Here is an 18288-nt window from a genome sequence, read left to right on the forward strand (position 1 = left end):
TAATGTTCCAGGGTAACAGTGGCGCTAGGTTATTAGTCTGCTCAGCTCGGTGCTGTTAGCAAGTAGAAATATAATCATGCACCACAAGGTCATTGGCCTTTGCGGTTTATACCGAAAGAAAAACGATGCCGAACACATGCTGCCCAACTTCATAAGTGTGCTGGTATTACATAAGCGTCTGAGCAAATGCATCTAGCCTTGATTAACATTCCAAGGTAGCTGCATATTCTCTCCAGCTTTGATCACTAAAATCACTTGTAAATGATCACTTTTATGCTCTTAATGATTTTGCCGATCAAAGCTTAATACCACTCGTAACCGAGTTCACGTTTTATCATTTTTGTAGGTGTGTTAAACCGTTATCTGAATCGTTTGATGAGGATAACAACAATGACAACAAGACCTATATCTATGAGTAAATTACATTCCATTTTACGGCTGAAGTACTCAGCACAATTATCCCATCGAGAGATTGCCAGAAGTTTAAATATTTCATCTGGTACTGTGGCTAATTACCTTAAAAAGGCCAATGAGTTAGGCTTAAATCAATGGCCAATACCAGAGGATAAACAGCAAAATACATTTTTCAACACCAAACTCAAGCGCTTCTCAACGCGTAAAAAAAGACACCCTACGCCTGACTGGTTAAATATCAATAAAGACTTAAAACAACATAAACACCTAACATTACAGCTCGTATTTGATGAGTTACTTGAAAAAGTGGGTGAGCCTTATTACAGCTACAGTCACTTCTGCCGAGCTTATAAACAATGGTTAGGTACCCAGCGACTCTCAATGCGTCAGCAGCATAAAGGGGATGAAAAGCTGTTTGTGGATTATTGTGGCCCCACAATTACCATTACTTGTCCGACGACACAGGAAAAGCGCACTGCTCAGATATTCGTTGCTGTGCTAGGTGCATCAAATTATACCTATGCTGAAGCAACGTATAGTCAGCAACTTGAAGATTGGGTAATGAGTCATGCGCGTTGCTTTGAATTTTTAGGCGGCGTTCCTGACGTTGTTATTCCCGATAATCTCAGAAGTGCTGTCAGTAAAACCTGTCGCTACGAGCCTGATTTAAATCCGACGTACCACCAGTTAGCCGAGTACTTTAACGTTGCTGTCATTCCGGCTAGACCTTATAAACCCAAAGATAAATCGAAGGCTGAAGTCGGCGTACAAATTGTTGAGCGTTGGATCATGGCACGCTTACGTAACCAAACCTTCCACAGCTTAGCGCAACTCAATCATGAAATAGCAAAGCTACTGGATATGATGAACAATAAGGTGATGAAGCAATATCAACAATCACGCAAACAGCTATTTGATATGGTGGATAAAAACGCATTAAAGCCATTGCCTGAAAAGCCCTATCAATATACACAAATCAAAACAGTACGTGTGCATATTGATTACCATGTTGAAATAGAAAAACATTACTACAGCGTGCCTTATCTGTGGGTTAAAAAACAATTACGCGCACACATATCCAATCAACTCGTGCAGCTTTATTATGACGGCACTTTAATAGCACAGCATCCTCGCTCAAACCGTTTAGGCGGACATACGACACAGACACATCATATGCCAAAGGCGCATCAAAAACAGCATGAGCAGTCACCGATAAATTTACGCTCATGGGCATTGAGTATCGGTGATTATACTCATCAAGTCGTTGAATTATTGCTTAATAGCAAACGTCATCCAGAGCAAGCTTATCGCACCTGTTTAGGGGTGTTAAGTTTAGCTAAAACGTATTCAAAGGAACGCCTCGAGCGAGCATGTTACCGAGCAATTTGCATGAATACGACCACACACAGATCTATTAAGCAAATGCTGCAAAAAGGGTTAGACCAACAACCATTACCCACACTCCAAACAGAGCCAGAAAAGCCAATTACACACAGCAACATACGTGGCACAGACTACTACCATTAAGGAATGCAAACATGATAGAAACAATTAATCAGCAACTTCAATTGCTCAAGTTATCGGGTATAAAGCAAGCACTCAAGCAGCAGCTTGAACAGCCAAACCTATATCAAGAACAAAGCTTTATAGAGCGCGTCAGTTTATTGCTAACGCATGAAATTGATACGCGTGACCAAAGAAAAATAGAGCGACTGGTGCGACAAGCAAAATTCCGCGTACCGGGTCAGTTAAATCAACTCATTTACTCGCCGAAGCGTAATCTAGATAAAGCACAAATACGCAGCCTCAGCCAAAACACCTGGCTGAGTTTACATCAGAATATATTAATTACAGGCGCCACAGGCTGTGGCAAAACCTACCTCGCGTGTGCCTTGGGTCACGAGCACTGTTTACAAGGAAAAAGTGTCTTCTATATTCGATTAAAAGAATTACTTGAAAGTCTATTTCTAGCACAGGCCGATGGCAGTTATCGAAAATTATTGGGTAAACTCATTAAATACGACTTACTTATTTTAGACGATTGGGGGCTAGAGCCACTCAGTGCTCAGCAACGAAGCGACTTACTTGAATTAATCGATGCTAGATATGGTTATAAATCACACATCATCATTAGTCAGTTACCACAGGAAAATTGGCACCAAATGATCGGCGAATCAACGCACGCTGATGCTATTTTAGATAGGCTGATTCATGGTGCAATTAAGTTGAATTTAAAAGGAGAATCGATACGAAAACAGTTAAATGAATTGACTGATGATGATCAGTTAAGTTAATTTAAAAATGGCTCTACAAAATGATAAATCAAGCGATCAAAGCTGATGAGAATCGGTGAGCAAAGTCATGAGAATACGCAGTCACTCGTAGCTAATTGCCCAACAAGTAATATGGTTGTCGCAGATAAAGGCTACGACAGTGAAAAACTGAGAGCGTTTGTTCGTGATAATAACGCTACACCCGTTATTCCACGTAAGGGCAACAGTTTAGTAGGCAATGAAGATATTGACTGGTGCATGTACAAATATCGGCACTTGGTTGAGAATGCATTTGGCCGTATTAAGCAATATAGAGGGATAGCCACGCGGTATGAAAAGCTTGAACGAAATTATCATTCAATGCTCGCTTTAGCATTTACTATGATGTGGCTACCAATGTGGGCTGATTGATATATGTACTACAAAGATCAACAGCCCCTAGGCAATCATATAAAAAAATAGCTAGTATTTTCTCAATAAAGAAGTCCATAATATAATAGGTTTAACATAGTTTAACTCTTGATAAAAATTATCTAAGGGAACCCCAGCCTGTCAGCTCAATATGAAAATAAATAAGGAAATAATATGAAATACTTTTTAGGAATATTTATACTTTTAGCATCAGGTCTTGTACAAGCTTACCAAGCAAACTGCGCTACAGATGATGGTAGGAACTTCAATATCTCCGTTAAAGATAAAGTTTTGACTGTTAATAAGAAATATCATCACCCTTATCAAGGAAGAACAGATAATGGGTCATATGAATATGCAAATACAAAATATACCTATAAGATTGGCAAGTTCAAAGGCGATATATTCCCAATTGTAGTCATTAATAATAGAGGCCAAAGCGCTGTTGGCCAATGTAGCTTTGATTAAAGTACTTTAAACAACTTCTAAGCTATTAAGTACGAAGTCTATGAAATGTGCACTTTGTAGCTAAATAGCTTAGGAAATTACTTTACCTAATACACTTAATAATTCTGTAATTGTTCTGCTACAAGTTCAGGTTAACTTGCCATATAGCTCTAAACCCCATACAGTATTTTTAGTTCATCTTTTACTATCATAGTAATATCGAACAACTCATTTTGTGCATCAAATCTATCCTCAATCGCATATGCCATTTTTTCTAACGGCGCATGTTCATACTTATAGTTTTCAAGCTCGTTAATATATTTCTCAATGAACCCTCTTACACCCAGTTGTTTCCATTGAGCTACATGAACTAGCTCATGAACATGTATAGTCAGATCATTTGCACGGTGTTCTTTTATAAAATATAGATTCTTATACGTAATTCCATCACCATCCATATTGATGAATGACTCAACATTACTATTTTCGAATGGAATGTCTGGTTTGGGTATATCATTTGTAATGATGAAATAACTATTATCAAGAAAGTCTTTACGGAAATATTGCTTTATTCTCGGATTTAACTCAGAACAACATCTAGCTTGAGGCAGATAATCTCTCACTAATTGTTCTATCCAATTAGCTATATTTTCTATCATAATGACCTCTTTGCAATTAATTTTACGAATACCACTTACTTAGCTGTATGTGTGCACTGATCGTCTTTGATGCCATAACCTGAGCATCCCCAAAACTCACCAAATTTTCCACTTCGCTTTTTCATTGGTCGCCCACACTTTTCACAAATTTTTATTGAATCTAAACAAGCTGGGTTATTACAAATACTTTCACTTCGCGTATCAATCGATGGAGCATGACATTTATTACAAACCCTAGCCTTCCCCACTTTACAGCCACGGCCTGTACTACAGGCATAAAAGTTATTAAATTTCCCCTTAATTAACCTTAGGACACCTGATTCACAATTCGGGCAGTCAAACATTTTTTTAAATTGCTCTTGGAAAGCTTTTGACGATATATTTAATTCGTACTTTGGCGCTAGCAATTCGCTTACGAATTCTGATGGTGAAGTCGGATCAGCAATGATATAGCTCTTATGCTTAGCACGAGTTAAACCGACATAAAGTAAGCGCCGTTCCTCAGAATGAGAATAACTATCTAATGATGGAAGTAATGCTTCAACTACAGCATCATCACGGTTTTCATTCGGGAAGCCTGATTTTCCTTGAAAAAATCCTATTAGAATACAGTAGTCAGCTTCAAGACCTTTAGACTTATGAAAACTCCAAAAGTGAATATTATCTTTAAGCTCATTACCCCATAACAAGGTTTTAGTGTCAGCGAGTAAATAATTATACCTAGCAATAATAGCAATGCTGGCGCTAGGTGCATTCTCTCTTATTTTTCGAACAACCTCTAAGGCTCTTTCGTATACACCATCATTATTTCCGATCTTATCATCTAAGAGGTACACCTGAGACTCTTTTACTTGCGTGTGAGTAACGATATTCTTTTGATACTGCTCAGGGTTCTCCATAACAAATTGCCCTGCCGTATTTGCGATACTGTTATTATATCGAAAAGTTTTTTGTAGCATTGTTGGGGTATAGTTGCCAACGAGCTCATCAAAACGAGTTGTCAGCTCTAATTTACCACCTGAAAAACGATATATTGACTGCCAATCATCACCAACTACTGTAAGCGATGGGTGGGGGCCTTTGTCTATGATTGCCCTAACAAAGTCCATCCTAGCCTCAGATATGTCCTGAAATTCATCTACTAATATATACTCCCATTTTGGTTTATAGCTACCGTCCTCTACTACCTGAATAGCCCTTAAAATCATATCATCAAAATCAATGGAATTTTGCCTCGCTAATTCATGTTTATATGCTGTGTGAAGGGCATCTAATAAAGTTGCATATTTTTTTGGTTGATGGATATTAAATTTTTTTAAACGGCTAACTATTTGTTCTTCGTCCAATCTTTCGACTCTTATTGCCTGAAGAGCTTTTTTCATCAACTCACTCCAACTGGAGAGCTGTTTTTGACCGTTTAACTTTTCGAAGATTTCACTCGGATGTAATGGGTTACAGCTAATACCGGAAGCTGCTAGTTTAGCTTTGAGGTTTTCTAAAAGTGTATTTTCTTTCCATTCATAATGATAAGTTTCAAGAAGTACTGTGCCACACTCTTTATGTAACAACTCCTTCTGGTGCATAGACTCGCCGTAAGATGAAGCGTCGATATCAGGTCTCGTATTGCCATTACGATCTACTCCATAATGTTCAATATAAATATCAGTGCCAACAATATGAAAGTCAGGTCTATAATCAAAACCAACCTCAATTCGGCGTTTAGTAACAAATTGGCTTTCGTATTCATACTCAATCTGATTAATATGTAAAAAGTTGGCAATCGTTAGCTCTTGATACCCTTTTACCAATTCATTATTTAATGTTCTAAATTCGTTATCTCTAAGGTGCTTTTCATATTCACCTTGGGTTTTAAAATCAAACGGATCGACTGGAGGGGTCGTCAGTTCTATCAAATCGAATACCCTTGATGGGTCAGCCCCAATATATTCATGTATCCAATTTGTTACCCACTGTTCTAGCCTGAAGGGATCTTCAGCGTAAACGCTAATGCTAACTGGTATACCTGATTCTTTAAGGATTTTTCTACCCAAAGCATGGAAAGTACTGATTTGAGGTAATGAGTCGACACTAACGTTACTATTTCTAGCTTTTTCAGTAAGGCGCTCACTTAACTCCACCGCAGCTCCTTTATTGTAAGCAAGTATAAGTATTTCTGATGGTAGTGCTAACTGTCTATCAATTAGATCAAGTGCTTTGGCAACCATTACAGACGTTTTACCTGTTCCTGCTGCTGCCAACACCATATTTCTATCATTGGAGCGAATTACCCCTAATCGCTGCTCGTGCGTAAGCGGGTTTGACTCAACTACATCATAGAAGCCTTTTCTTTTTCTAAGCTGATCGTTTTCATGACGCAGCCTTAAATGATCTATGTTTAAAGGGAAATGTTTTAGTATTTCTTGCACACGTGAAATATCATTTGGGTCAAGAAGTTCATGCCAAAGCTCAGTCTGATATGAATAGTACTGATGGAGCTGAGATATTAAGCTTTCAATTTGCGTGTAATAAGAGTCTCTTGGGTAATTTTTAATAACTAATAAATTAAACTCCGAGAATACTTTGATTAAGTAACTTTCTATAGAGTCTTTCGCTATACAGTTAAAGGCTTCTGCAAAAGCTTTCGCATTCTTTTTCGACAGAAATTTAAATGAAAGTTCCTGCTCTTCGTATTTGAAAGAAAAGCTAGCTCCAAAAAAAGACATGTGAATAAAGCCGAAGCTTCTAATATTTTTTAAATCAAAAATTGATGATTTTGATTTTTTGCTCACTGCTGAAAACTCAGTTTGATTAATAACCAGAGTATGTGAACCTAAAATACGACCAAGAAGATTAATTTTGAGAGAAGATGTATCTGACATAAATCCATTTATCATTAATATTACCCATACATCATTGTATCAGTAATCGGCACTCTCAGTTAACCAGAGAATCTGTTTTAACAAGCTAATGGAAAAAAGCTCTTATATGTACTCGCATTGTAAATAGAATAAACCCGAGGCACGATATTTATCGTGCACAGCTCAATCAATGGAACCAAGCTATAAAAACCTTAGTTTGTAAATTATCTACATCAAGCACAACACTTTTTGAACTTTAAACCAGATCCACAGTGGCAAAGAGTGTTCCTACCAAGTTTTCTAGTCGCTTCCTTGACGTTTTTGTTAGCGATGCTCTTATAAAAATACTTGTGAGCTAGTTTATGGTTTTTCCCCACAGAAGCTAACTTTTCATATAATATTGCCGACTCAAAAACCTTTCCGTCAGGATTAAAATTTAGCAGCAACTCGCCATGTTCTTTATTTATTTGTCCTAGCAAGGTTATCGCTTCATCATATTTTGCTAGCCACTTCGGAGATAGCGCACTTAATTTTCTTTTTATTTTTGTAGGTGTATGCTAAGTAGAGCCGTTGCATTGAGCGCCCTTAGCGCTCAATAAGAGTAAATCAAATTTGGTATCACCGGCTAAGATAATTGACGCTAGATACAGAGATCCGTATGAGGTCACGTTATTGTTTTTTTACACTTGTAGAATGCCAAGAAGGTGAGCGTCTAGCGAACTACACCTATGTTTTAAAATTCCAGGGTAACAAGCTGTCGATATCGGGCTCAGGCTGGCACAGTTCATCAAGGCAAGCACAGATGTAATTAAATGGGATTAGACCATTTATCTTGGCGGTTTCCACAATGCTGTAAAGGGTGGCACTAGCATGGGCCCGTTAGCCGTTTGGCTAAATAACCAATTCTTTCGGCCTATCACAAACGGTTTTACCGCGCGTTCTGCTCTATTATTATCGATGCTAAGTCGGCCATCATCAACATAGCGTATGAGCTTGTGCCATTGATTTGCTAGGTAATTAGCTGCCTCTATCAGTTTGCTGTTCCCCACTAAATTTGGCTGATCCTGCTCAAGCCATATTTTTAGCTTGCTAAGAATAGGCAGGCTAACCTCTTGTCTTGCCGTATATTTGTCATCCACACTTTTATCTTTGATGCGTGACTCAACGCCGTACAGTTTTTGGATAAGGCTCAATACCACATCCGCTTTGCCGGTTTTGTTTTTACCTTGTAGCTTTTTCGCGTCGATAAATTTACGACGAGCATGCGCCCAGCAGCCGATTAAGGTTGCCTCTGTTCTGGCATAGGCTTGATAGCCATCCACGTGCAAGTACCCTTGATATCCATCAAGATAATTGACCACGCAGGCGGCCGCGCGACTATTGTGGAAGTCGTAAAGTACGATATTAGGGATAGGATTATTCGGGTCTGGTGAATCTCGACCCGAGCAATACACCCACATGTAACTGTTTACTTTGTCCGATTTCACCACCTTTAATGGCGTTTCATCGGCAAACAGCGTGGGTTGCTTTAACAGCTCGGCTTTAAGCCGTTCAACTAATGGCGCGAAGAGTGTGGCTGATTTGTCTATCCAGCTGCTCATGGTCTGTCGACTGAGTTCAATACCGTATTGCTTAAACATCGCTTCCTGGCGATACAGCGGTAACCCGTATTGGTATTTACTGGTGATAAGCTGACTGAGCAAACTGCTGGTTGCAATGCCTTTGTTGATGGGCATGGCAGGCATTGAGGCTTGTTTAATCTGTGTCTGAGTTGAGGATTTATCACAGTGACGGCAGGCGTATTTAGCCCTAATATGCTCAATCACTTTGATTTTAGCGGGTATGAACTCAAGCTTTTCTGACTTATCTTCACCCATTTTATGTAGCTCACCGCCACAGCAATCACAGGTTTTGTCGATGATGTCGTGAATAACCTGCTCACGAGGTAAGTCTTTTGGCAGTGGCTTACTCACCGGCTTTTTACGGGTATAGCTAATGGATTGTTGCTCTGCCTCAACTTCCTCAACAATTTCTTCCACTTCATTGAATAACTCGCCTTGCCCGGCAAAGCCTTCAGCACTTTTGCCGAATTGTTTTTGTTGGGCCAAGCTCCAGCGCTCTTCCAATGCCGCAATCTGGGCATCCTTCTGCGCTAACAGTTTTTCAAGTTCAGCAATGCGCTGTTTAAGGGCGAGTTCATTTTTCATGACGCCTATTTTAAGGCATCATCAAAGGCTTTGCAGTGCTAACTGAACTCACTTTGATGATCATCAATCGATCGCAAATATTAAAGCATTTTCTTACCTGCGACATCAATTTTACTGTGTCCAATCACATCATAACCCGATAATAACCAGTGTAATTGCTGCTCGCTTAAGGTCATGGTGGGTGACATGACATGAGTTTGGGCCATTTTAACTTATGCTTATCTAATCGCTTATACCACAGTGCAAAACCGGTGTTATCCCAGTAAAGCAGTTTGAGTTTGTCACGGCCTTTATTACAAAACACAAATAGCGCACCACTGAGCACGGGTAGTTCAAGCTCTGCTTCCACCAACGCCGCCAGACCATTAATTGATTTTCGAAAATCAACGGCATCGGCACATAAATAGACGGTGGGTACATCAACGAACATCCTCATACCGTTAGCCCTTTAATAATGGCAACGATATCGGCCGTCGCTAAATCGATAGGAAACGTGAGTTGGCCGGTTAGCGTATCAAACTGCAGCGTATTTTGACGAGTTTGCGCGCAGACTTCAGTAGTTTGTTTTACCTGGACAAAACGTGATGATGTAAGGCACTGCGTGTGCACTGGCAAGGTGGAATTAGGCTGGTCTTTTGCCAGTAAAGCACGTTGTTTATAATAAGTCGTAATAGCGACATTATGGTGTTGGCAGAATTCAATATTAGTACCACTAAACGTACTGCGTTTCAGCAAAAGCTGCTGCCACTGTGCGCTTGTTCCGTAAGTTTTCATAACCTGCTCCGAATTTATCATTGAGCAGGTATTTTTAGATAATCAGAACATCGATGCTAGTGTCGGAGGACAATAAAGTATGAAACTCGACAATAAATACTAAAACCATGACAATAAAGTTCGAAACTTTTCGATGCTATTTGTCGCAGTCTGCCTTTTGTTCTAACAAGCTTTTGCCCCAAAACGAGTTAACGTAAATACTCTAAGGGCGGCTTTGAGCGAGAAGCAGACGGTCGAGTAAACTCGTTTTTGGACAAAAGTGAGTTACGCGTAACCTGGGAAACCGCTTATAAAGATTAGTAAAAGTATATTGAAGCCATAGTCGTTTGTTAGCATTATTTTTCAAACGTAATATTTGAATAATTAATAGCATTCCCATGCTTCTCGCTTAAGTGGTCAAAAACTTCAAACCAATCGAGAGACAAACCAACCCTTTTCCCCTTTTCTAACTGAACTTCACATCTGTAGGCTTCATACCCTGCAATATCAGCATAGTTCTGACACATTGATACAATAGAAGTTCGAGCGTTGTTGATGACACCATCAGTTAGCTCTCGATTTAACATATGCTTTTGAGAAATAGCGTATATGAAGCCATCTATTATGTCTGTCAGTTCAAGCTTAATGTCTTTAGATAGCACCTTTTTGGGTACACCTGCTTTGACTAAGTCTTCGTAGTAATAATAAATATTAAAGTGAGCTGTTTGACTTGAACTATCTTGATCGTAGCGTACTCCAGTAGTGAAGCTTCTGACTGGTAAAGCACTATGCTGACTATGACCACGTAAATTACGGTGTTTGTCAAACTAGTTGTCGCGATCACTACGTTATGCACTCTCAGCCTTGACACTATTTTGTTCAGGGTTTAAGTACACTTCTTTTGGTAAATCCCAATTACGGATATTACCGCTCCAGCGCTCAGGGTGAGCATCTTTAGCACCTTGATAAACTTCTTTTCTATTAGCCAATATGTCACCCGCTAATCCTGAATGCCTTTGATGTGGGCTGACGTATTTGATGCCACTATGTTTGTGGTTAAAATTATACCAGTGGCTAAATTTCAACACCCAACTACGCGCCTCATCAATTGTTGAAAACCCTTTATACGGATAATTTTATAGTGCGCGAAGGGCGGATCTTTCTGCTCCGACCACACTCATATGTATACTTTACACAGTTTTAACAAATTAGCTAAGATATTACTATCACTAAGTTTTCTATTATCTTTAAGCAGATCTAAATAGAACACTATACGCGCGTCGCACATATCCTTGAATATGTGCGAAAACAACGGGTTAACCACTTAATTAGCTGTTATTTTTTAGGCAAACGCATTCGTGCAACCGTATTATCAGATAAAACATAGTGGTGGAATAAGGCGGCGGCTGCATGTAGTCCAATCAAGTAATAACCAACTTCCCCAGCGGTTTCATGCAGCTCTTTTATGGTTTTAGCTAAGTCTAAATCTTTACTGGCCAATGGCGGCAGCTCTAGACCAAAAAACGGAATTGGTTTGCCCGCCATGCTCAAAATTAACCATCCAGCAATAGGCATAGCAAACATGAACCCATACAAAATAACATGCACTAGTTTGGCCAGGTTATTTTGCCATTTAGCTGGCTGTGGTTTTATATCAGGAGCCGAACCACCTACTATGCGAGCAATTAGCCTAACGCTTACTAAGGCTAAAACCGATAAACCAAGCATAAAATGCCACATTTTAAAGGCATCTCGGGTTGCTGTTCCTTTGTCGAATAATTCGCGCAGTTCAATGCTTGCGTAAACAGCGACTATCAATATGAACATAAGCCAATGCAAAGCAATGGAGAGTGTATTGTAATGAGTTGTTGTATTTTTTAAATTCATAGTGCCCCTCGAAAAAATTAAATCTTATATTAATCGTATAAAGTTACTGACCATTTAGCTGTTTTAGAGCTTAAAAAAGTAGCCTACCCCACTACAAAGTAACCTATCATTACTAAGCATTTAGTGATCTAAAACATAAAATTTATATTTTAAAAAACATGAGTAAATATACTTGGGATTATAACCAACTACATAATGTAAATTCGTATCATAGATGTAACTTCGATGCTCTATAATCTTTTGTTTTACCGTAGGGTCATTTGTTAACTCAAAAGAAAAACAACGTTCTTTTAAATTATTATAATGCCAGTCTAGATATAATTTGCTCAAGTTAAAAAGATTAAACGCAAGTCTATTTAATGAACTACGAATTTCATGATTCAAAATGTAGTCTGCATATGGAGAGGAAACTGACCGCAAATTCCAATAGTTAACCTTATTTTTATAATCCCAATAAGCTTCAACTATTTGATCATAAATGATTTCTAAATCGAGAGCTTTGACCAAAACCGCCCTTAATTCTAAACTGTTTCTAATTTCGTCTTCTGGAGCATCAAAGAATTGATATTCGACTTTATCAGCATTGTAAATTGCTAAATTTTTCATAAACCTCCAATAATGCTAACGCCCGCCTAACACGCAATGTGTTGGCATGGATTTTTGCGTTGTTTGCCAAAACCATGACAACTAATCATTGTCGGAGTTAAGGCTTTTGTTATGTTTACCGACTCGTTGAAATAAACATGATAGAGCAGATGCGTAAATTGTGAAGAAAAGTACAAAAGCAACGAGCAGGCTTAATTTGGCAGCCCAGTTACTTTTTGAAGACATCTCATAAATCAAATACACAGAAATAGGTAACGAAAGAAGGTAGCTAGTGCTTTGGGCACTAGATTTATCAAAAGTGGAAATCAACTTTTCAACCAAGCTTGGAGAAAAGTGTAAAACGAGTGGGACGACCAATAGGCCAACAAACAGTATATCGATTACTATTTCTTTCAATTTAGAAACTCCATATCTAAGTAAACATAACATTTTAGTATTTATGCGACACGCTGTTTGTGTTGCATAATCGCTTGTTGGACTGAGCCGCTACCTGCTCGGTGTGTCAGCGTTGGTGTTGTTTATGCTATGGGAATTTGCTTTTTGGAGGCTCTCACTTTCCTAGCTGATTTAATCAGCTTAGCGAGTGTTATGTAAGCTTTCCCTGCATTGCTCAGCGCTTATTATGTATTCATTACACCTTAATTTGCCTTAATAAGCAATTATATTTTTTACACGTACAGAGGCCGCTAGCCTGAGCAGTTAAGCAGGTTAACTCATTTATTTTAAGCAGCTACCTAGCTGCTAACTCGTTCGCTCTACTTTGGTCCTTGTTTCATATAACTGGAATACGCCAATTAACCGCAAGATACCTGCCTTACAATGCTGGCAAGGCCAATGCGGTATCAGTGTTACGTTTTCTGTCTTTAGCTTCTCCACTTTACCTCTGTGTGATTCTTGTGACCTTATTAATGCTAACTTTCGCTTGCGACACGCATTAGCTAAAAAGCCATAGTGGCGAATGCGCATAAACCCTTTGGGCAATACATGTTGTAAGTAGCGCCGTAAAAATTCATCACAACTCAGCGTCATGACTTTATCGCGGTTGTTATCTGCATAATCGCGGTATTTAAAGCTCACTGTTTCTTCAGTCGCTGACACTAATCGCGATTCTGACATCACGCCTTTTCGGGTATAACGAGCAAGGTAACTAACTAGCTTTTCACTGTACGTTAAACAGGCTTTGCTATACACGCACCATTTGGTTGGCGTGCTTACCTTCGCGAATGAACTATCGCATTCATTGAGCGCCGCCAGCATTTTCCCTCTGAACACTGTTGATAATGCTTTAACGGGGTATAAATAGCCTTTTTCTATTTCATGCCAGTGCGCTTTATCAAGCGCGCCTGCGGGTATCAAACAGTGTAAATGGATATGCTGACCTAAGTTTTGCCCCCACGTATGCAGTACACTTGTCATGCCTAACTGACCATGCCTCTTTCGTTTCGCAAATTTACTCAGCGTTTGCCATGTGGCTTTGAATAAACACTGATACAACGCGTTTGGGTTGTAGTGCGCAATGATATTCAACTCATGCGGGAGTGTAAAAACAAGGTGGAAATACCTACATGGTAATAAATCCTCCTGCTGTTTTTGCACCCATTTAGCCGTAGCCATGCCTTGGCAACGCGGGCAATGACGGTCTCGACAACTACATCCAATCTTTTGCGACTCCCCACAGCTATCACATTGCCATGCTTGATAACCGAGCTGACCCGTTCTGCATGATTGAAGGTGCTGACACACGCGCAGTTGTTGATAACTCACCGTATGATGTTGGCGATAACTCTCAAGGCTTGAGTTTAAAATATCAGCGAGGTGTAAGGCGTTCATTGTTTACTCCAGCTCGCAAGCAAATCAATGCCGCCATGACCTAACTCTGGTAACCAATGTAAGTAACTTTGTGTGGTTTTAATATCACTGTGGCCAAGCTGATGTTGCAGTTGATGAAGTGGCATACCTGATTCAAGTTGGTGTGTTGCATAAGCATGGCGTAAAGTATGTGGATTACAGTGCTTTAAGCCACACGCTTGTGCATGTTTTCTCAATGGCTTCCTGAAGGTTGATGCTGACATAGGTTTATCCATTAATAACCGTGAATAGAACATCCAACCTGTTGGGTGATACATTTTCCAATAACAACGTAATTGAGCCAGCACGCTATCTGATACAACCACATAGCGTGATTTATCCCCTTTACCTTGTTCAATTAAAATAGTTTTACGCTGTCCATCGATATCTTGCACTTTAATGCGTAGCAGTTCATTAATACGTAAGCCACACCCATAGCACACCATAATCAATGTTTTTAAGCGCATATCGGTGCAACTTTCTATAAGCCGTCGCATGTCATCGCGCGATAAATACGTGGGTGCGCGAAGTTTTACTTTTGGCAGTACAATATCTAAGTTCAATGGCCGATGTAAAATATTCTTAAACAAAAACCAAATACTGTTTATCTGTATTTTTTGGCTTGCTCTAGAAAGTTTACGAATCGCAGGATCGTTAAAAAAGGCGTTAAGTTCCTCATCAGTAATCGAATCGAGCGGTTTATTAAAATAATGACTGAGTTTTAGTAAATGTTCACAGTAGCTTTTACATGTACTTTGCGAATAACCACGATAGGCTATTTCAGTTTTGCCTTGTTCAATGAGTGTATTCATGACTTACCTCCAAGTTATGGGATAACCCCAAGGTAAGTGTGGCTCAAATGATAAGAATAGGATCTCCGCGTAGCGGCTTAGTTCAACAATTTAATAGTGCGCTCATCGCGCATATCTCTGCCGACTTAACGCTCACTTTTCTATATTATATAGTTTTAACAAATTACCTAAGGTATTACTATCACTAAATTTTCTAAAACTTTTAAGTAAAGTTAAATGGAACAATATGCGCGCGTCGCTCATTTTCATGAATATATGCGCAAAGAGCAGTTTAACCAATCTATTAACGACGATGTTTAGCCAGTCTCAATGACCGGTTATCGCTCGAAGCGGCCCGTCAACATTCCAGTTTGTAAATCGTTTTGGGGCAAAAGCTTGTTAGAACAAAAGGCAGACTGCGACAAATAGCATCGAAAAGTTTCGAACTTTATTGTCATGGTTTTAGTATTTATTGTCGAGTTTCATACTTATTGTCCTCCGACAGCTAGGTGTGGTTCGCTAGACGCTTACCCAAGAAGTCATAATCTAATCCTTCTCCTTGAATAAATTATTAGTGGGATTACTAGATAACACTATGCCGAAGCAATAATATGCAAGTATCTTTGTATTATAAGGGTCTAGCCAAGTGTGCACCCTTGCTGGTATTTGAGAACAGTCAGTTTTTTCGCCCTATCACGAAGGGTTTTATGGATCGCTTTGCGCGGTTGTTATCAATTTTAAGTCTACCATCCTCTAAGTAGCGCCGGAATTTTCCAAATTGATTTATCGCGTAGTTGATGGCTTTACCTAACGCCATTTTGGGCGGGATTTTATCTTTGTGCTTGAGCAACCATTGGTATAACTCGCCAACAATGGGTTTGGCTTTTTGCTGTCTAATATTGTACTTTTCTGTGGCTGGTTTATCTTTGATAGCTTGCCAATGAGGTTAAGCGCCACATCCGCTTTCTCTGTTTTCTTATTATTGCCTTTCGCTTCGATAAATTTACGACGCATATGAGCAAGGCATAATTGCCAGCTAATGCCTTTAGCTTGTTTTTGCGGCATAAAAAGTTGTTTTTGATAAAACATTTTGCTGACAATACTCAGTGATAGTTAAATCGCTCGATTGTTGCTCTTCTATTATATTACACCACTGCTCAAGGCTACGTGTTTTTCTCATGGCTATCTCCTAATTGAAATTCAGGGATAGCTTAATAATTTTGACGAGTTACTTGCAGGTGCACTAAGCTAGACGCTTACGTTGTACGCAGCGATATAACTTTAATAATATATGCACTATTTATAGGTATAATTGCCGTGATTAGGTGCAATTAGCCTAAGTCATCTTAATCTGCATTTAGTTTATAGTTAATCAACTCAACAGCATCACTAAACAAGCTAAAGCAATAACAAGCAACGATCCCAGAGCTTTGTCAAGAGCATGATATGGAAGCGCTGCTTTTATGAGTAGTGCGCTGAATATGAAGGCATGTATTAATTCCTGCGCCGATTACAAGAGCTTAAAATTGCAAACCCACGACTAAATAAAAAGTATAGTGTAGAACGTTTTTAAACTAATTTTATAAGGTAGCTATGTAAAGCCAAGTAGCAAAAATTAGTGCTTAGCAGCTAGTAGTTAACTATAAAACCAAGATTGACTCTACTTGATGATTGGTAACTACCAGCTTCTCGCTTAAAGCTGAATATTCTGAGTTAGAAACTTATCGATGAGAGCTAAGATATTCAATGTTTAAAAAGTCACTTAATTGATTTTTAATTATAACCTAGATTCTAATTGTAATTAAGACAATATACTTAAAGGCCTTTACTCTCACAGCGACTTTTAACCACATCATTTTGGTTCTTTTGTAGCTTTGAAATTTTCTCTGCTCTAGCACACTCCCAAGCATCAACAGGATACATTTTATCCCACGCATTCATTAGCTGGCGTTGTCCTTTACTCATGCTATATCTATTATAGGTGTTTTCCATATACAGATAAGTACGAGCAATTTTGCCTCTAGCCATTTCAGGCGGCTCAGCTTTCCTGTCGTCAATTTTCATCGCACAACCTCCAAAATCGCTTTGAGCCGCTGGAAGCATGGTAAAGTTATAATTACTTCTCAAAGCATTCACGGCACCAATGGCCGGATAAAGGTTAAACATATCGGCTTGCATAAAGCGATATTCTGTATTTACCTTTTCAGCACATCTTCGACCTTTAAATGGTTTCCCCTTACTATTTACACACTCCTTATGCCCATCTCGCCATTCGCTAAAAGTACGACCAAAGTTTTCTGCTGGAACAACATGCTCCCATTCAATTTTTTTAGCTCGTTTGAGATACTTCGTTGTAGAAAAGCCCTTTGGTGCGGTTACTTTTTTATTAACGTCAAATGTCGCACCACAATAAAGTGTAATACGATGATTATTATAAACCTGCTTTTCTAGAAGCCGTTTAGCTTTGCTAAATGAGTCGATTTCTTGGTTTGCTGAAGAGGCAGCAGAGAAAATAAGTGTTGCTAACAGTGAAATTGTAGATGCTTTCATTATGATTTTTGGTACCTATTTCGTTTAAATACATCACATATAATAAATGAGTTAATAAGCTAATCATTATTTTTGGTGACTTACAATTTTAATTTATAGAACTAAGATATTATGCTTTTTTAGCGAGGATATCTTGATCATTAAGATAGTTTCGACACGCTTTATCGCCTGTAAATTCAGATTCACCAGCAATAATGGCGTGTTTTAGGCTGAACAGCCAGTAATAAAGCTAAGCATTAGAAAAGATACAATAGGGTTTTTCATTAGTAAATTACTCCATAATTAAAATAAGCTTTGAGTAAGCTCATAATTCCTCACTAAAGCTTAACAAACCGATGGTGATTTTACTAATTGATAATAAAAAGGGCGAGTCTATCCTTTGAGCGTGAGTATTGTGTATTCTAGTCTAATTCCAACTGGCTTTAATGTATATCAATTGATTTTTCCTCAACACCTCTCTTCTGGTACTACTACCATAAAACTAATCACAGCACTCATCATATAGAATACGCATAGATTCATAACAAGAAGACCGATTGCGCCACCAATTAGTGCTACTTTAACTTTTAAATTAGGTACTATTA

16 protein-coding genes and 3 pseudogenes are annotated in these 18288 nt (G+C 38.8%); 4 read left to right on the forward strand and 15 right to left on the reverse strand.

Annotated elements, in window-relative coordinates:
• The first annotated feature begins 390 nt into the window (after nt 1-390).
• The 4 genes and pseudogenes from istA to QL998_RS04495 all read left to right on the forward strand — a co-directional run bounded on the left by istA (nt 391) and on the right by QL998_RS04495 (nt 3566).
• Complete coding sequence (istA, locus tag QL998_RS04480) at nt 391-1941, forward strand: IS21 family transposase (RefSeq protein ID WP_222714675.1); 1551 nt, start codon at nt 391-393, stop codon at nt 1939-1941.
• Nucleotides 1942-1952: 11 nt separating this feature from the next.
• Nucleotides 1953-2708 carry an IS21-like element helper ATPase IstB gene (gene istB, locus QL998_RS04485; RefSeq protein WP_222714676.1) on the forward strand — a complete coding sequence of 252 codons (756 nt, stop codon included), beginning with the start codon at nt 1953-1955 and terminating at the stop codon, nt 2706-2708.
• Nucleotides 2709-2792: 84 nt separating this feature from the next.
• Nucleotides 2793-3098, forward strand: a pseudogene (locus QL998_RS04490) (transposase); the annotation flags it as partial.
• A gap of 174 nt (nt 3099-3272) precedes the next feature.
• Nucleotides 3273-3566 (forward strand): hypothetical protein, encoded by a 294-nt coding sequence (locus QL998_RS04495; RefSeq protein WP_222714678.1) that lies wholly within the window; start codon nt 3273-3275, stop codon nt 3564-3566.
• A gap of 149 nt (nt 3567-3715) precedes the next feature.
• Here QL998_RS04495 and QL998_RS04500 read toward each other — a convergent pair whose 3' ends face one another.
• The 15 genes and pseudogenes from QL998_RS04500 to QL998_RS04570 all read right to left on the reverse strand — a co-directional run bounded on the left by QL998_RS04500 (nt 3716) and on the right by QL998_RS04570 (nt 17704).
• Nucleotides 3716-4204 carry a hypothetical protein gene (locus QL998_RS04500; RefSeq protein WP_222714679.1) on the reverse strand — a complete coding sequence of 163 codons (489 nt, stop codon included), beginning with the start codon at nt 4202-4204 and terminating at the stop codon, nt 3716-3718.
• 35 nt (nt 4205-4239) lie between these two features.
• The gene (locus QL998_RS04505; protein WP_222714680.1) at nt 4240-7083 is read right to left on the reverse strand and encodes a UvrD-helicase domain-containing protein; all 2844 of its coding nucleotides are present in this window, start codon (nt 7081-7083) and stop codon (nt 4240-4242) included.
• A 212-nt stretch (nt 7084-7295) separates the two neighbouring features.
• Entirely contained in the window at nt 7296-7439 is a 144-nt protein-coding gene (locus tag QL998_RS20755) for an SEC-C metal-binding domain-containing protein (protein ID WP_356948108.1), read from the reverse strand.
• 349 nt (nt 7440-7788) lie between these two features.
• A pseudogene (locus QL998_RS04510) lies at nt 7789-9269 on the reverse strand (IS66 family transposase).
• A 172-nt stretch (nt 9270-9441) separates the two neighbouring features.
• A complete protein-coding gene (gene tnpB / locus QL998_RS04515) occupies nt 9442-9705 on the reverse strand; it encodes an IS66 family insertion sequence element accessory protein TnpB (protein WP_290192216.1) in 264 nt (87 codons plus the stop codon).
• Complete coding sequence (locus tag QL998_RS04520; RefSeq protein ID WP_290192217.1) at nt 9702-10043, reverse strand: IS66 family insertion sequence element accessory protein TnpB; 342 nt, start codon at nt 10041-10043, stop codon at nt 9702-9704. Before QL998_RS04520 ends, tnpB begins: the two co-directional genes overlap by 4 nt.
• 335 nt (nt 10044-10378) lie before the next feature.
• A complete protein-coding gene (locus QL998_RS04525) occupies nt 10379-10684 on the reverse strand; it encodes a hypothetical protein (RefSeq protein WP_069439160.1) in 306 nt (101 codons plus the stop codon).
• Nucleotides 10685-10870: 186 nt separating this feature from the next.
• Nucleotides 10871-11011 carry a hypothetical protein gene (locus tag QL998_RS04530; RefSeq protein ID WP_222714584.1) on the reverse strand — a complete coding sequence of 47 codons (141 nt, stop codon included), beginning with the start codon at nt 11009-11011 and terminating at the stop codon, nt 10871-10873.
• Between the two features lie 346 nt (nt 11012-11357).
• On the reverse strand, nt 11358-11909 hold the full coding sequence (locus tag QL998_RS04535) for a cytochrome b (protein WP_010555485.1): 552 nt from the start codon (nt 11907-11909) through the stop codon (nt 11358-11360).
• 120 nt (nt 11910-12029) lie between these two features.
• Entirely contained in the window at nt 12030-12515 is a 486-nt protein-coding gene (locus tag QL998_RS04540) for a hypothetical protein (protein ID WP_069439162.1), read from the reverse strand.
• A 741-nt stretch (nt 12516-13256) separates the two neighbouring features.
• Nucleotides 13257-14345, reverse strand: a complete 1089-nt coding sequence (locus tag QL998_RS04545) for an IS91 family transposase (RefSeq protein WP_222714585.1) — start codon at nt 14343-14345, stop codon at nt 13257-13259.
• The gene (locus QL998_RS04550; protein WP_222714586.1) at nt 14342-15175 is read right to left on the reverse strand and encodes a tyrosine-type recombinase/integrase; all 834 of its coding nucleotides are present in this window, start codon (nt 15173-15175) and stop codon (nt 14342-14344) included. The genes QL998_RS04545 and QL998_RS04550 overlap by 4 nt, the downstream gene beginning before the upstream one ends.
• A gap of 655 nt (nt 15176-15830) precedes the next feature.
• A pseudogene (locus tag QL998_RS20760) lies at nt 15831-16243 on the reverse strand (transposase).
• Nucleotides 16200-16334 (reverse strand): hypothetical protein, encoded by a 135-nt coding sequence (locus tag QL998_RS04565; RefSeq protein WP_264083436.1) that lies wholly within the window; start codon nt 16332-16334, stop codon nt 16200-16202. Before QL998_RS04565 ends, QL998_RS20760 begins: the two are co-directional and overlap by 44 nt.
• A gap of 635 nt (nt 16335-16969) precedes the next feature.
• A complete protein-coding gene (locus QL998_RS04570; RefSeq protein WP_222714587.1) occupies nt 16970-17704 on the reverse strand; it encodes an endonuclease in 735 nt (244 codons plus the stop codon).
• Between the last annotated feature and the right edge of the window lie 584 nt (nt 17705-18288).

It is taken from the genome of Pseudoalteromonas sp. APC 3691, assembly GCF_030408135.1.
Classification (GTDB): domain Bacteria; phylum Pseudomonadota; class Gammaproteobacteria; order Enterobacterales; family Alteromonadaceae; genus Pseudoalteromonas.

Bases quoted from the DNA above. Each gene is read 5' to 3' on its own strand.
- istA (WP_222714675.1), top strand. From the start codon at position 391: ATGACAACAAGACCTATATCTATGAGTAAATTACATTCCATTTTACGG.
- istB (WP_222714676.1), top strand. From the start codon at position 1,953: ATGATAGAAACAATTAATCAGCAACTTCAATTGCTCAAGTTATCGGGT.
- QL998_RS04495 (WP_222714678.1), top strand. From the start codon at position 3,273: ATGAAATACTTTTTAGGAATATTTATACTTTTAGCATCAGGTCTTGTA.
- QL998_RS04500 (WP_222714679.1), bottom strand. From the start codon at position 4,204: ATGATAGAAAATATAGCTAATTGGATAGAACAATTAGTGAGAGATTAT.
- QL998_RS04505 (WP_222714680.1), bottom strand. From the start codon at position 7,083: ATGTCAGATACATCTTCTCTCAAAATTAATCTTCTTGGTCGTATTTTA.
- tnpB (WP_290192216.1), bottom strand. From the start codon at position 9,705: ATGAGGATGTTCGTTGATGTACCCACCGTCTATTTATGTGCCGATGCC.
- QL998_RS04520 (WP_290192217.1), bottom strand. From the start codon at position 10,043: ATGAAAACTTACGGAACAAGCGCACAGTGGCAGCAGCTTTTGCTGAAA.
- QL998_RS04535 (WP_010555485.1), bottom strand. From the start codon at position 11,909: ATGAATTTAAAAAATACAACAACTCATTACAATACACTCTCCATTGCT.
- QL998_RS04540 (WP_069439162.1), bottom strand. From the start codon at position 12,515: ATGAAAAATTTAGCAATTTACAATGCTGATAAAGTCGAATATCAATTC.
- QL998_RS04545 (WP_222714585.1), bottom strand. From the start codon at position 14,345: ATGAACGCCTTACACCTCGCTGATATTTTAAACTCAAGCCTTGAGAGT.
- QL998_RS04550 (WP_222714586.1), bottom strand. From the start codon at position 15,175: ATGAATACACTCATTGAACAAGGCAAAACTGAAATAGCCTATCGTGGT.
- QL998_RS04565 (WP_264083436.1), bottom strand. From the start codon at position 16,334: ATGAGAAAAACACGTAGCCTTGAGCAGTGGTGTAATATAATAGAAGAG.
- QL998_RS04570 (WP_222714587.1), bottom strand. From the start codon at position 17,704: ATGAAAGCATCTACAATTTCACTGTTAGCAACACTTATTTTCTCTGCT.